At 64.0% G+C, this 13,931-nt stretch carries 10 protein-coding genes; 6 read left to right on the top strand and 4 right to left on the bottom strand.

Features of this window, described 5'->3' with window-relative positions; translation table 11 throughout:
* Positions 1 to 2: 2 nt before the first annotated feature.
* Positions 3 to 1,178 (top strand): acyl-CoA dehydrogenase family protein, encoded by a 1,176-nt coding sequence (locus tag A477_RS0117390; protein WP_017200209.1) that lies wholly within the window; start codon positions 3 to 5, stop codon positions 1,176 to 1,178.
* 60 nt (positions 1,179 to 1,238) lie between these two features.
* Here the strand turns inward: A477_RS0117390 and A477_RS0117385 are convergent, their stop codons facing one another.
* Complete coding sequence (locus A477_RS0117385) at positions 1,239 to 1,859, bottom strand: TetR/AcrR family transcriptional regulator (protein WP_017200208.1); 621 nt, start codon at positions 1,857 to 1,859, stop codon at positions 1,239 to 1,241.
* Positions 1,860 to 2,009: 150 nt separating this feature from the next.
* On the opposite strand from A477_RS0117385, the gene A477_RS0117380 reads away from it, so the two are divergent.
* The 4 genes from A477_RS0117380 to A477_RS0117365 are packed head-to-tail and all read left to right on the top strand — an operon-like array spanning position 2,010 to position 8,291.
* Positions 2,010 to 3,344 (top strand): ABC transporter substrate-binding protein, encoded by a 1,335-nt coding sequence (locus A477_RS0117380; protein ID WP_017200207.1) that lies wholly within the window; start codon positions 2,010 to 2,012, stop codon positions 3,342 to 3,344.
* A complete protein-coding gene (locus A477_RS0117375; RefSeq protein WP_017200206.1) occupies positions 3,341 to 4,300 on the top strand; it encodes a carbohydrate ABC transporter permease in 960 nt (319 codons plus the stop codon). The genes A477_RS0117380 and A477_RS0117375 overlap by 4 nt, the downstream gene beginning before the upstream one ends.
* Positions 4,297 to 5,211, top strand: a complete 915-nt coding sequence (locus tag A477_RS0117370) for a carbohydrate ABC transporter permease (RefSeq protein WP_017200205.1) — start codon at positions 4,297 to 4,299, stop codon at positions 5,209 to 5,211. The genes A477_RS0117375 and A477_RS0117370 overlap by 4 nt, the downstream gene beginning before the upstream one ends.
* Positions 5,211 to 8,291: a glycoside hydrolase family 2 TIM barrel-domain containing protein gene (locus A477_RS0117365; protein WP_017200204.1), complete on the top strand. Its 3,081-nt coding sequence runs from the start codon at positions 5,211 to 5,213 to the stop codon at positions 8,289 to 8,291. Before A477_RS0117370 ends, A477_RS0117365 begins: the two co-directional genes overlap by 1 nt.
* 160 nt (positions 8,292 to 8,451) lie before the next feature.
* On the opposite strand, the gene A477_RS0117360 is transcribed toward A477_RS0117365, so the two are convergent.
* The gene (locus A477_RS0117360; RefSeq protein WP_017200203.1) at positions 8,452 to 9,894 is read right to left on the bottom strand and encodes an MFS transporter; all 1,443 of its coding nucleotides are present in this window, start codon (positions 9,892 to 9,894) and stop codon (positions 8,452 to 8,454) included.
* On the bottom strand, positions 9,891 to 10,412 hold the full coding sequence (locus A477_RS0117355) for a winged helix-turn-helix transcriptional regulator (RefSeq protein ID WP_017200202.1): 522 nt from the start codon (positions 10,410 to 10,412) through the stop codon (positions 9,891 to 9,893). The genes A477_RS0117360 and A477_RS0117355 overlap by 4 nt, the downstream gene beginning before the upstream one ends.
* Before the next feature lie 165 nt (positions 10,413 to 10,577).
* Between A477_RS0117355 and A477_RS0117350 the strand changes: the two genes are divergently transcribed.
* Positions 10,578 to 12,734 (top strand): phosphocholine-specific phospholipase C, encoded by a 2,157-nt coding sequence (locus A477_RS0117350; RefSeq protein ID WP_044569122.1) that lies wholly within the window; start codon positions 10,578 to 10,580, stop codon positions 12,732 to 12,734.
* Positions 12,735 to 12,742: 8 nt separating this feature from the next.
* On the opposite strand, the gene A477_RS0117345 is transcribed toward A477_RS0117350, so the two are convergent.
* Positions 12,743 to 13,906 (bottom strand): cystathionine gamma-synthase, encoded by a 1,164-nt coding sequence (locus A477_RS0117345; protein ID WP_017200200.1) that lies wholly within the window; start codon positions 13,904 to 13,906, stop codon positions 12,743 to 12,745.
* Positions 13,907 to 13,931 lie beyond the last annotated feature (25 nt).

Raw genomic sequence — 13,931 nt, 5'->3', positions numbered from 1 at the left:
GAATGAGCGATTCAACGACGAACACCTCCGACGTCCTTGCCCTCGATTCCCTGCTGACTGCGGACGAGCTGGCCCTCCGCGACCGGGTCCGCGACTACACCGCGCAACGGATCCGTCCGAACATCGCGCGCTGGTACGAGGACGCTCACTTCCCGCGCGAGCTCGCCCCGGAGTTGGGCGAGCTCGGTGTCTTGGGCATGCATCTGGAGGGTTACGGCTGTCCCGGCAGGACCGCCGTCGAATATGGCCTTGCGGCAATGGAACTGGAAGCCGGCGATTCGGGGATCCGCACCTTCGTCTCCGTGCAGGGCTCCTTGGCCATGACCGCGATCCATAAGTGGGGCTCGGAGGAGCAGAAAGAGCAGTGGCTGCCGCGGATGGCTGCGGGCGAGCTGATCGGCTGCTTTGCCCTGACGGAGCCGACGGCGGGGTCGGACCCGTCTTCCATGACAACCCTTGCCCGTGAAACCACCGATGGATGGGTCCTGGACGGGGCCAAGCGCTGGATCGGCCTCGCGTCAATGGCGGACGTCATGGTGGTGTGGGCAAACACCGAGGACGGAATCCGCGGGTTCGTTGTTCCAGCCGGAACGCCCGGCGTGTCCGCGACACCCATCGAGCCGAAGCTCTCCATGCGCGCTTCGGTTCAGTGCGATGTAAAGTTCGACGGCGTGAGGCTGGGTCCTGAGGCCCTCCTCCCGGGTGCCCTTGGACTTAGAGGGCCGTTCTCCTGCTTGAACGAGGCGCGCTACGGTATCGCGTGGGGTGCCATGGGAGCTGCCCGGGACTCGTACGAAGCCGCGCTCGAGTACGCCGGCGAGCGCCTCCAGTTCGGCCGCCCGCTGGCCGGCTACCAGTTGACGCAGGAGAAACTGGTGAACATGCTGGTGGAGATCCAGAAAGGCACCATGCTGGCCCTTCACCTGGGTCGTTTGAAGGACGCCGGCCACCTTCAGCCCCAACAGATTTCCATGGGCAAACTGAACAACGTCCGCGAGGCCATCAAAATCGCCCGAGAGGCCCGCACCATCCTGGGCGGTAACGGCGTCACACTGGATTACTCGCCACTGCGGCACGCCAACAACCTGGAGTCAGTGCGGACTTATGAAGGCACCGACGAGGTTCACACCCTGATCCTGGGGCAGCACATCACGGGTATTGGGGCCTTCCGCGGCTAGCCAGCCAACCAACTGGCAGATGGGGTCGTTTCCAGGTTTGAGAACGACCTGAAATGCGAGCTAATTGGGTGAGGGTTCGGGGAGGACCACTAAGTTGAAGTAGCCACGCAGGCCCTTGACCACGTCCACCTCCTCGGGGGCCAGCAGCCATTGCGTTTGAAGCCCGTCCCACAGGGCAACCAGGGACATGGCGGCTTCATCGGGATCGACGCCGGGGCGGAGCCTGCCCTCCGCGGCCAGCTCGGCAAACCGCCGCGCGTAGCTCTTGCGGAGACGTTCGAATCGTTCGGTGAAGTAAACCCGCCCCGGGTGCGAATCGGTGACCGACTCCGCGCACAGAACGGTGTACAACTCAACCACGCCCGGGATGTTCTCGTTGAAGAGCGCCGTTCGGATCACCGAGTCAACCAAGCCATCTTCCATGTCGTCCGGGAAGGCATCGCCGGTGATTTCGTCGCGGCGCTCCAGGACTGCCATCAGAAGATCGCGCTTGGACGGGAAATAGTGCAGCAGGCTGGTTTGGCTCAGTCCCACCTTGTCGGCAACGTCCTGGAGGGATCCACCACGATAGCCATGGGCGGCAAACACCTCATGGGCAGCGTCCAGGATGGTCCGGCGCCGTTCTTCCGATTTCGCATAGGGGCCCCGCCGCGCTGCGCGGCCCACGTCCTTTGTGGTCATGGCTAGCCAGTGTACATGCGTGTTACGGCTTCATTATGAAATTCGAGTGGGTACTCGAATTTTCTGTTACCGTGGTCACACTTGCCGCGGCGGGACCCTCGAATCCAAGCCCGCGTCATCGTCAAACCTGACACGAAGAGGTGAAGGCTCATGACCCCATTCACGCGAAGACAACTTCTGGGCGCAGGCCTGGGAACAGCAGCCATGGGCTTGCTGGCCGGGTGCGCTACTCCCGGAACGCAGTCCGTCAACGCTGCACCAACCATCCCCGCCGCCGGCGAGCCCGTGCGACTGACCTACTGGGCTTGGCTCAAGGATTTCCAGAAGGTTGCCGACGTCTGGAATGCAGCCAATCCGAACATCCACGTGGACGTGGTGTGGATCCCGGGCGGCAACTCCGGCGGATATCAGAAGCTCTACTCGGCCCTGGCAGCAGGAGGCGGACCGGACCTGGCGCAGGTGGAGTTCCGCTCCATCCCGGAGTTCATGCTGGTCAACGGCCTGGTGGATGTATCCCGCTACGGCGCCGAAGATCACGCCCACTTGTACGACCCCACCTTGTGGAAGCAGGTCAGTTACACCGGGGGTATCTACGGTATCCCCCAGGACGCCGGGCCCATGGGCATGTTCTACCAACCGGCCGTCCTGGACAAAGTGGGCGGAGCCGCTCCGAAAACCTGGGACGAATGGGCTGCGCTGGCCGCCGAACTTCGCTCCGTGGACAGCTACCTGGACTGTTTCCCTATCAGTGATGCCTCTCCGTTTGCCTCTTTCGCGGGGCAGGCCGGCGCGCAATGGTTGCGCCCGGAGGAGGACGGCTGGGTCATCAACATGACCGACGAGGCCACGCTCAACACCGCGCGTTTCTTCGACAAAGCGATCGACGACGACCTCGTCACCACAGCGTACGGAGCCTTCTCCCCCGGCTGGTTTGCGGCTGCCGCCAAGGGCGGGATTGCCTCGACCATCACCGGCAGCTGGGGTGATGCCTTGGTTCAGGGTGTCAGCGGCTCCGAAGGAAAGTGGCGTGCAGCACCGATGCCCACGTGGGGCGATACAGGCTTCGGCTCAAGCTATCTCGGCGGTTCAACGGCAGCAGTCCTGGCCAACAGCAAGCATCCCAAGGAAGCAGTCGAGTTTGCGGTATGGCTGACCACGTCCGCAGAGGGAATCGACGCCCAGATCAAGAACAGCGGCATCGGCTGGTCGCCCAACCCCGGGTTCATCGGCACGGAGCGGCAGCAACCGTCGGCATTCTTCGGCGGCCAGCGCTACAACGAGGAAGTTTTCGTCCCCGCTACCAAACAGCAGAACCCTGACTGGTCCTGGTGGCCTGTAACCCAGCAGTCTTTCAACATCCTCAGCGACGGCTTCCGCAAGAAAGCCTTCGGGACCTCATTGGTGGACTCCGTTGCCGCCTCGGAGCAGCAAATCATGACCGTTTTCAAGAACAAGGGCCTCAGTATCCGGAAGGAAACGGCATGACCACCACCCGCACCGCACCCACCGCCCAGCGCTCCGCCGGAACCAGCCGCCCCGGCAAGAGCTCCGGCAAGCGCGCGGGCGCCGCAGCACGCGCGCCCTGGCTCCTGCTCGCCCCATTCCTGGGACTCTTTGTCCTCACCTTCTTGCTGCCCATTGTTGTGGCCATCATGTCCAGCTTCACCAAAGTGACCCGCAGCGGACTCTTCGGTGAGGCAGGCGTCACCAGCGAATTCGCCGGTTTCAGCAACTACGCCCAAGCACTTGCCGACGGCAGCTTCGTCGCCTCCATCGGCCGAATGCTGCTGTTCGGCGTAGTGCAGGTGCCCGTCATGATCGTCCTCTGCACGGCGTTGGCCCTCATGCTCGAATCGGCCTCGGCAAAATGGCCCGGCTTCTTCCGCGCCGCCTACTTCCTCCCCTACGGCGTGCCGGGCGTCATCGCCACCATCCTGTGGTCCTTCCTGTACGTGCCCGGCCTCAGCCCGCTGTTTGACGTCGCCAAGGTTGTGGGCCTGACCCCGGATTTCCTCGGCGCGAACAGCGTGCTGTGGTCCATCGCGAACATCGTCACCTGGAGCTACACGGGCTACAACATGCTGATCATCGTGGCGCAGCTGAAAGCCATCCCGGTGGAACTCTACGAGGCAGCCAAAGTGGATGGTGCCACCACGTGGCGCGTCGCCCGGAGCATCCAGCTCCCACTGATTCGTCCGGCCCTCCTGCTCACCACTGTGTTCTCCATCATCGGAACCCTGCAACTCTTCGCTGAGGCGCAAGTCCTCAAGACCGTGGCGCCGGCTATCGACAGCCAATACACGCCCAACCTCAGCGCCTACACAACTGCCTTTGCCTACAACGACTACAACGTCGCAGCAGCCCAGTCGGTCATCATCGCCGTGGCCGCGTTTGCCCTTTCCTTCGCCTTCCTCGCACTGACGAACAGGAAGTCCTCATGACCGCCACAGCCACGAAGCCCATCACCACCACCGTCCGCAGCAAGGCTTCAGCAGGCCCGGACCGCTCAGCCGGACGACGACGGTCATCCACCATCATCGTCACCGCACTTTTGGTGGTGGTCGCCTTGTACTTCCTGATTCCCGTGTACTGGGTCTTCGTTGCTTCCACAAAGTCCACGGCCGATCTCTTCTCCACCAACGGTTTCTGGTTCGCGCCCACGTTCTCCCTCTGGGAAAACATCGGCCGAGTGGTCAGCTATGACAACGGCATTTTCGGCCGCTGGTTCCTGAACTCGGCGATCTATGCCGGCATCGGCGCACTCCTGGCCACATACTTCGCTGCGGCAGGGGGCTATGCGCTGGCCAAGTACCAGTTCCGGGGACGCAACCTGGTGTTCGGCACCATCCTGGGCGGCGTGCTGGTTCCCGGTACGGCCACTGCCTTGCCGCTCTTCCTGCTGTTTAGCCAGATGGGTCTGGCAAACACTTACTGGAGTGTCCTGCTGCCATCGCTGGTCTCCCCGTTTGGGCTGTTCCTTTGCCGCATTTACGCCCAGGCCACTGTTGATACCTCGCTGATCGAGGCCGCCAGGATCGATGGCGCCGGCGAACTCCGCATCTTCCACACCATTGGGCTCAAGGTCCTGACGCCGGCCCTGGTCACCGTGTTCCTGTTCCAGCTGGTGGGCATCTGGAACAACTACTTCCTGCCGTTGGTCATGCTGTCCGACTCCGAGCTTTACCCCATCACGCTGGGCCTGAACAACTGGCTGAGCCAGGTTGATCGCCTGCCCGAATTCTATGAACTGACCACGGGCGGGGTGCTGCTTTCCATCATTCCGCTCAGCATCGCCATGATCGTCCTGCAGCGCTTCTGGCGCGGCGGGCTGACAGAAGGAGCCGTCAAGTAATGAGCAACACCGCCAACTACATCACCGATACCGGTCCCGGCGCCGGAAAGAGACTACCGGCCCGCTCCTGGCTGCACTCTGACGCACCAACCCTGTCCCTGAACGGGCAGTGGCGTTTCCGCCTTCTCCCAGGGGCTCCGGGCACACCCGGCGGGCGCGGTGTTCTTCCCCCGGGTGAGGCAATCGAAGGTGTGGGCGAGGAAGGGTTGGACGACTCCGCCTGGGACCAGATCCCGGTTCCGGCGCACTGGGTCTTGGAGGGGGACGGCCGCCACGGTCGCCCCATCTACACCAATGTCCAGTTTCCCTTCCCCACTGACGCCCCCCACGTCCCTGACGAGAACCCCACGGGCGATTACCGCCGAACGTTCGATCTGCCCACGGACTGGAGCGATGCCGAGCGCCTCGTCCTGAGGTTCGACGGCGTCGAATCCCGTTACAAGGTATGGCTCAACGGCAGCGTGATCGGCGTAGGAACAGGCAGTCGGCTGGCCCAGGAATTCGACGTCACTGATGCCGCCCGCCCGGGACACAACGTACTCGCTGTTCGGGTCCATCAATGGTCGGCTTCGAGCTACGTGGAGGACCAGGATCAGTGGTGGATGCCGGGCATCTTCCGCGACGTCACTCTCCAAGCCCGCCCCAAGAAGGGCATCGACGACGTCTGGCTGCGCACGTCCTACACCGCCGGCTCAGGCACCATTGATCCTGAGATCACAGCGGACCAGGGTGCCTACCCGGTTCGGCTGTCAGTGCCGGAACTGGACGTCGACGTCGTCTGGAACTCCCCTGCCGACGTCGCCCCGGTGGCGATCACCGGCGTCGAACCTTGGTCCGCGGAGGTTCCGCGCCTCTACAACGCAACGGTGGAAAGCCCAGGCGAGACCATTTCGCTGCGCCTGGGTTTCCGTACCGTGGAGATCAAGGGCGATCAGTTCCTGGTCAACGGCCGCCGTGTGGTGTTCCACGGCGTGAACCGTCATGAAACGCATCCTGACCGTGGCCGCGTGTTCGACGAAGACTTTGCCCGCGCCGACCTTGCCTTGATGAAGCAGTTCAACGTCAACGCGATCCGAACCAGCCATTACCCTCCGCATCCTCGTTTGCTGGACATCGCGGACGAGATGGGCTTCTGGGTGATCCTGGAGTGCGACCTCGAAACGCACGGCTTTGAACGGCACGGCTGGGTAGGCAATCCCAGTGACCACCCGGCCTGGCGGGAGGCGTACGTGGACCGCATGGAGCGGACGGTGGAGCGGGACAAGAACCACCCTTCAATCGTCATGTGGTCCTTGGGCAACGAGTCCGGAACGGGCGCCAACCTCGCCGCGATGTCCGCGTGGACGCACGCCCGCGATGCGGGGCGGCCCGTCCACTATGAGGGCGACTACACCGGCGCGTACACGGACGTCTACTCGCGGATGTACTCGTCGGTTCCGGAAACTGAGGCCATTGGCCGCGACGATTCCGGTTCGCTGCTGCTGGGCTGCTCCGCTGCGGAGTCCGCACGCCAGCGCACCAAACCGTTTATCCTGTGCGAGTACGTCCACGCCATGGGCAACGGGCCAGGCGCAATCGACCAGTACGAGGACCTGGTGGACCGCTACCCGCGGCTTCATGGCGGATTCGTCTGGGAGTGGCGGGACCACGGTATCCGCACCACCACGGCCGACGGCACGGAGTTCTTCGCCTACGGCGGCGACTTCGGCGAGGTTGTCCACGACGGCAACTTCGTCATGGACGGCATGATCCTCTCCGACTCCACGCCCAGCCCGGGGCTTTTCGAGTACAAGCAGATTGTCGCTCCCCTGCGCCTGGGCTTCAGCACGGAAATCCACGACGGCGGCCCGCAGCGCTTCGTCTCGGTCGCCAACCTGAGGCACACGGCAGATGCGTCCGACGTCGTACTGCGCTGGCGTACAGAAGTGGACGGTCTAGTGACCGCTTCCGGCGAGCTCGACGTCGTCACTGCATCGGGTGCGCCCCTCGCCGCCGGGGATTCGGCGCTTATCGGATTGCCTGATGTTGATGTTGCGGAAGTCGGCGAGCAGTGGCTGACCGTGGAGGTGGCGCTTCGCAAGGACACGGCCTGGGCCGAAGCCGGGCATGTCATCTCCGCCGCGCAGCTGGAATTGGCCACGGCACGTCCGCGCTTGGCGGCCCCTCGCCCCTTGGCATCAGCCGGCCGGGCAGCTTCGCAGGTTTCCGGGACCGTCTCGCTGGGTCCTGGTGTCTTTGAGGATGGTCGCTTGGTCTCGCTCGCGGGGCTGCCGGTGTCCGGGCCGCGGCTTGAGTTGTGGCGTGCTCCCACGGATAACGACGCCGGCGCTGGACGCGGCAGCTACGACCTCGCCGATCCTTGGCTCAATAACGGTGATGGCGTTGCTGCACCTTCGATGGAAAAGGTGTGGCGCGGTGCTGGTTTGGACAGGCTCACGGCCCGGGTGGAAAAGGTCATAGCCAGCGAAAGCAGCATGGTGACCCGGACCCGATTCGCAGCAGCCGACGCCGCGCATTGGGTGTCTGTGGAGGAGAATTGGCAACTATCCGACGGCGAACTGTGGCTCCGCTTAGACATTGTTCCGAGCGCGGGATGGGACATCATCTGGCCGCGGGTGGGGGTGCGCTTTGATCTGCCCGGCTCAGTGGACGGTGCCTCCTGGTTCGGCGCAGGGCCCCGTGAATCCTACCCGGACAGCATGCACGCGGCGCTTGTGGGCCGCTACTCGGCGGGCATCGACGAGCTTTCGGTGAATTACGCCAAGCCGCAGGAAACGGGCCACCGAAGCGCTGTTCGTACGGTGGACCTGCAGAACCATGGCGGTTCCTGGCTGCAGCTCGACGCCATCCCGGACTCCCGTGGCCGCCTCCCCGGCTTCACGCTCTCCCGGCACACAGCCCAAGAGATCGCCGCGGCGGCACACCCGCACGAGTTGCCGGCGAGCAAGGGCAGGTACTTGTACCTTGATGCCGCCCAGCACGGGCTGGGGTCAAGGGCCTGTGGACCGGATGTCTGGCCGGACTATGCTTTGCGCCCGGAAGCGCGGACGCTGACGTTCCGGATCACCGAAGCGGGCTAAGCTCCCGTTGTGAGGCCTGCTCTGCTTGCTTTCGGGCACGAATAACGCGCAAAGCGGGCCTCACAACGAATGCACCCCCGTTGTGAGGCCTGCTCTGCTTGCTTTCGGGCACGAATAACGCGCAAAGCGGGCCTCACAACGACTCCAGGGGATCGTGTTGTCAGGCAACTGCCACGGGTTCCTTCTTCACGGCGTCCTTGCGAATGGTGGCGCTGATTACCGCGGCCACCGTGCACATGGCAGCTGCGCCCAGCCATGCGTAGTTGTAGTGCCCGGTGGCGTCGCGGATGAACCCGGCCAGGAGGGCGGCCACTGCAGCGCCGAGCTGGTGGGCCGCGAACACCCAGCCGAACACCACGGAACCATCGGCACCGAACACCGAGCGGCAGATAGCTGCAGTGGGAGGCACGGTGGCAACCCAGTCGAGCCCATAGACCACCACGAAGATGATCATGCTTGGCTCCACGGACGAGCCCAGCAGCAGCGGCAGCACCAGCAGGCCGATCCCCCTGAACTGGTAGTAAACCGCCAGCAGCACTTTGGGGTTGAAACGGTCGGTCAGCCAGCCGGACGCGATGGTCCCCACGATGTCGAAGATTCCGACGACGGCCAACAAACCTGCCGCCGTGGTTTCCGGCATCCCGTGATCGTGCGCCGACGGAATGAAGTGCGTGCCGATAAGACCGTTGGTGGTGGCTCCACAAATTGCGAAACCCGCAGCCAAGGCCCAGAACGTGCGGACTTTGGCTGCCCGTTTGAGGACCTGCAGGGCACGGATCGCTGCATTGGGGGAATCCCCTGATCCGGGCGACGCAGCCAGAGCGGCGGGCCGGCTCGGCGTCGTCGCGGTTGTCCCGGCGTCGACGGCTTTAGCGTCAGGCTCCTCAGCCCCCTGCTTCCCGGCATGAGGCAGCTCTGCACCGTAAGGCAGGACCCCGACGTCGGCAGGCGAGTTCCGCAGCCAGCGCAGGACCAGCGGGACGACTGCGAGCGCACCGGCAGCGATGAGCAAGGAAGCGCCACGCCAGCCCGGGTTCTGGGCAAGCGCGGCGATAAACGGCAGGAACACCAACTGTCCGGCGGCACTTCCTGCGGTCAGGATGCCAATGACCAGGCCACGGCTCTTGGCGAACCAGGTGTTGGCGATGGTTGCAGCGAAGACCAAGGCCATGGAACCGGTGCCCAAGCCAATCAGTAGTCCCCAGGTGAGCAGGATCTGCCAGGACTGGTTCACGAAGACGGTCAATGCTGAGCCCAGCCCGATGAGGCACAGCGCCAGCGAGGTGACCTTCCGGATGCCGAAGCGTTCCATGAGGGCCGCTGCGAAAGGGGCCGTCAAGCCGAACAAGACCAGGTTGATGCTGACGGCCAAGGAGAGGACAGTGGTGGACCAGCCGAATTCCTCCTGCAACGGGACCATGAGCACCCCGGGCGCCGCACGGAATCCTGCGGCTCCAACCAGGGCCAGAAAGGCAACCGCGGCCACGATCCAGGCGGGGTGGAGACGGCGGTTCTTGCCGGCAGGAGTTGTGCCGTTGCTTGTTTTGCCGGCACGTGTCCCGGGGTTTTCGGGCGGGGCCCCGGTGACGTCGGGAGCGGTCATGCGGGGATCTCCGTTTCAGGGGAAGCTGTGGCGGGTGCGATGGCGAGTGGGAGTGGGTGGTCGCTGCGTTTGAGGCTGTGCCAGCTGGTGTTGCCTGCGGTCAGCCGGGCCCCGCAGTTGGTGCACGTGTCCGCTGACAACGTGGCTTGCCCGCAGTCAGTGTGGATGACCTTCATATGGGAGACCTCGTTGGGTGCGTCCAAGTGCTTCTCGGCCCAGATGATGATGGCGTTGAGCACTGGAAGTGCGTCCTCGCCTTTGGGGGTGAGGACGTATTCCTTCCGTGTGCGCGCGCCGTCCTGGTACGGGCGCTGGGTCAGTAGCCCGGCGTCGAGGAGCCAGCCCAGTCGTTTGCTGAGGACGTTGTCCGCTACTTCAAGGCGTTGCTTGATGGCGTCGAAGCGTCCGTTGCCGAAGAAGATTTCGCGGAGGACCAGGCTCCCCCAAGGATCGCCGAGGACATCCAGGCCACGGGCAAGGCTGCACGTGCGGGCGGACCAGTCGGAACGAAGAGGCATGCGCACCAAACTAGCTGACTTCCCTAAAGAAAGCTAGGTATTGCTACGCCGGATGAGTGCCGCTGCGGCAAGACACACCCCGCCGGTTTGCCGCAGTTTCATCAGTGGTTTACTCACCATGCCTACGCTGGCCCAGTCAACTCCGACAACGAAAGGCTCCCCGGAATGTCCTCGACAACCCCTGATATGGTGAATCGTTCAACCGACGGAACCGGCGGTTTCTCCCGTCGCGGCTTCCTCGGCACGGCGGCTGCAGCGACGGCGCTTGCTGCAGCGGGCTCCCTGCTGCCTCCTTCGGTGCAAGCTGCCATGGCCAGGCCGGTCCCGCCCGGAAGCTTGCAGTCCATCAAGCACGTGATTGTCCTGATGCAGGAGAACCGATCTTTCGACCACTACTTCGGCTCGCTGCGCGGCGTCCGGGGATACGGCGACAAGTCCGTAACCCGCTTGCCCAATGGCAAGTCCATGTTCGAGCAGCCCCGGGCCACCGGCGAAACTGTCCTGCCGTTCTCCCTTCGCAAGGCCGCTGAATTGGCTGGAAGGCCGGGTTCCGATATCCAGTATCTGGGCGATCTGGACCACTCGTTCAACGGGACCACGACGGCGTGGAACAACGGCTGGTGTGACAAATGGATTCCCGCCAAGAGCGCCTCCACCATGACCTTCTATGAGCGCCAGGACATCCCGCTGCAATACGAACTCGCAGACACTTTCACCATCTGCGACGCCTACCACTGCTCCGTCAACGGTTCCACCAATCCCAACCGCAACTACCTCTGGAGCGGCACCACAGGCAATGAGCCCGGCAGCACCAAGCGTGCCGTGACCAATGCGGCCTACGGCTACGATCACGGCGGATATGACTGGACCACCTACCCCGAGCGTCTGGAGAACTCCGGTGTGTCGTGGCAGATTTACCAGGACTGGGATAACTTCACCGACAACGCCGTGGAGTACTTCCAGACGTTCAAGGCGATCGGCCGCAAAATGCTGGCATCCGTGGACGGAAATCTCAGGACCACAGAAGAGTTCTACGACCACCTCGCAGGAAAGTCCCCAGCCGAGCAGGACCGCCTCCTCGCCCAACTTGAGCAGGGCCGCGCTACCCTCAACGACGCCGAGCGGTCCCTGTTCGACAAAGCCATGTGGCGCGGACGCCCCAACACTCTCTTGGACCGCCTCGGCGCAGACATCGCCGACGGCGCGCTCCCGGAGGTCAGCTGGTTGGTACCGTCCGCAGCCGACTCCGAGCACCCCGGGGCTTCCACGCCGGTGGGAAGTGCCAACTTCGTCTACCGCCTCCTGGACACCGTGGCCAGCAACCCTGATACCTGGGACAGCACTGCCATCTTCCTGAACTTTGACGAGAACGATGGCTACTTCGACCACGTCCCGCCGCCCGTCCAGCCGCGACCAGCGTCAGGCGAGTCCACTGACTGGACGACAGCACGGCCCATCGGCCTTGGCCCGCGGGTGCCCATGACCGTTGTTTCACCGTGGACTGTGGGCGGCTACGTGAGCTCGGAAGTCTTCGACCACACGTCGGTGCTCCGCTTCCTGGAGCGTTGGACCGGCGTAGAGGAACCGAACATCTCCCCATGGCGCCGTGAAGTCTGCGGTGACCTGACCGGCGTCTTCAACTTCGCATCCCCTGGCACGCCTCCCACTCTTGAGCACCCCGACGCTGTCCCCGCCAAGATCAGCCGCTGGCGCCCGAATCCCCCGGCTGTCCAAGTAGCGCCCATCCAGGAAACGGGCAGCCGGCCGGCCCGCCCGCTCCCCTACAGGCCGCGGGTTTCGGCAGCGGTGCAGCCCGGTAAGCTCGCCCTGACGCTAGCGAACAGTGGCACCAGCTCCACCCACTTCACCCTGTACGACTATGCAGGGTACGGCTACGCAGGCGAAGTCACCGAACCACGGCATGTGGACGTCCTCGGCCAGCAGAACGTGGACCTCCCTGTCGCCTCCGGCGCCTTCGACGTCGTCGTCACCGGCCCCAACCGGTACCAGTACGAATTGAAAGGCACGACGGCGGGTGCGGCGTCGGGCGTCGACGTCACCGTCAACGGTCGCCGCGGCAAGAAGGACGTTGAATTGGAGCTGCGCAACAACGGCACCGCAACGGTAAGCCTGGGGCTGAAGTCGCTGCAGTATGCGGACGGCGTCGAGACCCTGAAGCTCAAGCCGGGACACACCAGGAAGATCGGTTGGGAGACCCTGAACGGCTGGTACGACCTGGAAATCACCTCTGCCGAAGACACCACGTTCCGCCGCCGCCTGACGGGCCGTGAAGAAGACGGCCGCGAGGGAATCTCCGGCTAGTCGGGGACTTAGCTGATCTTGGCGAAGGCCTGCTCAAGGTCTGCGATCAGGTCCTCGGCTTCTTCGATGCCGCACGAAAGCCGTAGGAGGTTCACCGGGACAGCCAGCTCCGTGCCCTTCACGGAAGCGTGCGTCATCTCCGACGGGTAGTTCATGAGGGACTCGATGCCGCCCAACGATTCCGCAAGGGTGAACACCGACGTCGATTCGGCAACCGTGCGTGCAGCCGCCTCGCCTCCCTTGAACTGTACGGAGACCATGCCGCCGAACTTCTTCATCTGCTTGGCAGCGAGCTCGTGTCCGGGGTGGTGCGGGAGGCCCGGGTAGAGCACGGCCTCCACCTCGGGACGCTGCAGCAGCCATTCAGCCACGGCCTGGCCGTTCTCGCTGTGGCGGTCCATACGAACGCCAAGGGTCTTCAAGCCACGGGTAGTCAGGAAGGCATCCATCGGGCCGGACACCGCACCAACGGCGAACTGGATGAAACCGATCTTCCCGGCAAGCTCGGCATCCTTGACCACAATGGCACCGCCCACTACGTCGGAGTGGCCGCCGATGTACTTGGTGGTGGAGTGGACCACGACATCGGCCCCCAAGGCCAGCGGAGTCTGCAAGTAGGGGGACGCGAAGGTGTTGTCCACCACCAGGAGGGCACCGGCGTCGTGCGCTACGGCGGCGAGTGCCTCGATGTCCGTGATCTTCATCATCGGGTTGGAGGGCGTCTCCACCCAGACCATGCGCGTCTTGTTGGCCGCAACCGCAGCGGCTACGGCGTCGAGGTCGGACATGTCCACGGGCGTGTTGCCGATGCCCCAATCACCCAGCACACGGTTGATCAAGCGGTAGGTTCCACCGTAGGCGTCGTTGCCCAGGACAATGTGATCGCCTGGCCTGGCGAGGGCCCGGATCAGCGAGTCCTCGGCAGCAAGCCCGGAGCCGAAGGAAAACGCAGCGGTTCCACCTTCAAGCGCGGCAAGCTGCTCCTGGAGGGCGTCGCGGGTCGGGTTGCCGCCGCGGCCGTATTCATAACCTGAGCGCAGGTTGCCGATGCCGTCTTGGGCGTACGTGGAGCTGAAGTGCAGCGGGGGCACCACAGCACCGGTCACCGGTTCGAAGGCCTGTCCGGCATGGACGGCGCGCGTGTTGAAGCCGGCGTTGTTGCTGGCAGACATGGAAGCTCCTCTGGGTTTGAAGGGG

This window comes from Arthrobacter sp. M2012083, assembly GCF_000281065.1.
Taxonomy (GTDB): Bacteria; Actinomycetota; Actinomycetes; order Actinomycetales; family Micrococcaceae; genus Arthrobacter.
The sequence above is the reverse complement of the archived record's forward strand: the minus strand, read 5'-3'. Positions and strand labels throughout refer to the sequence as shown.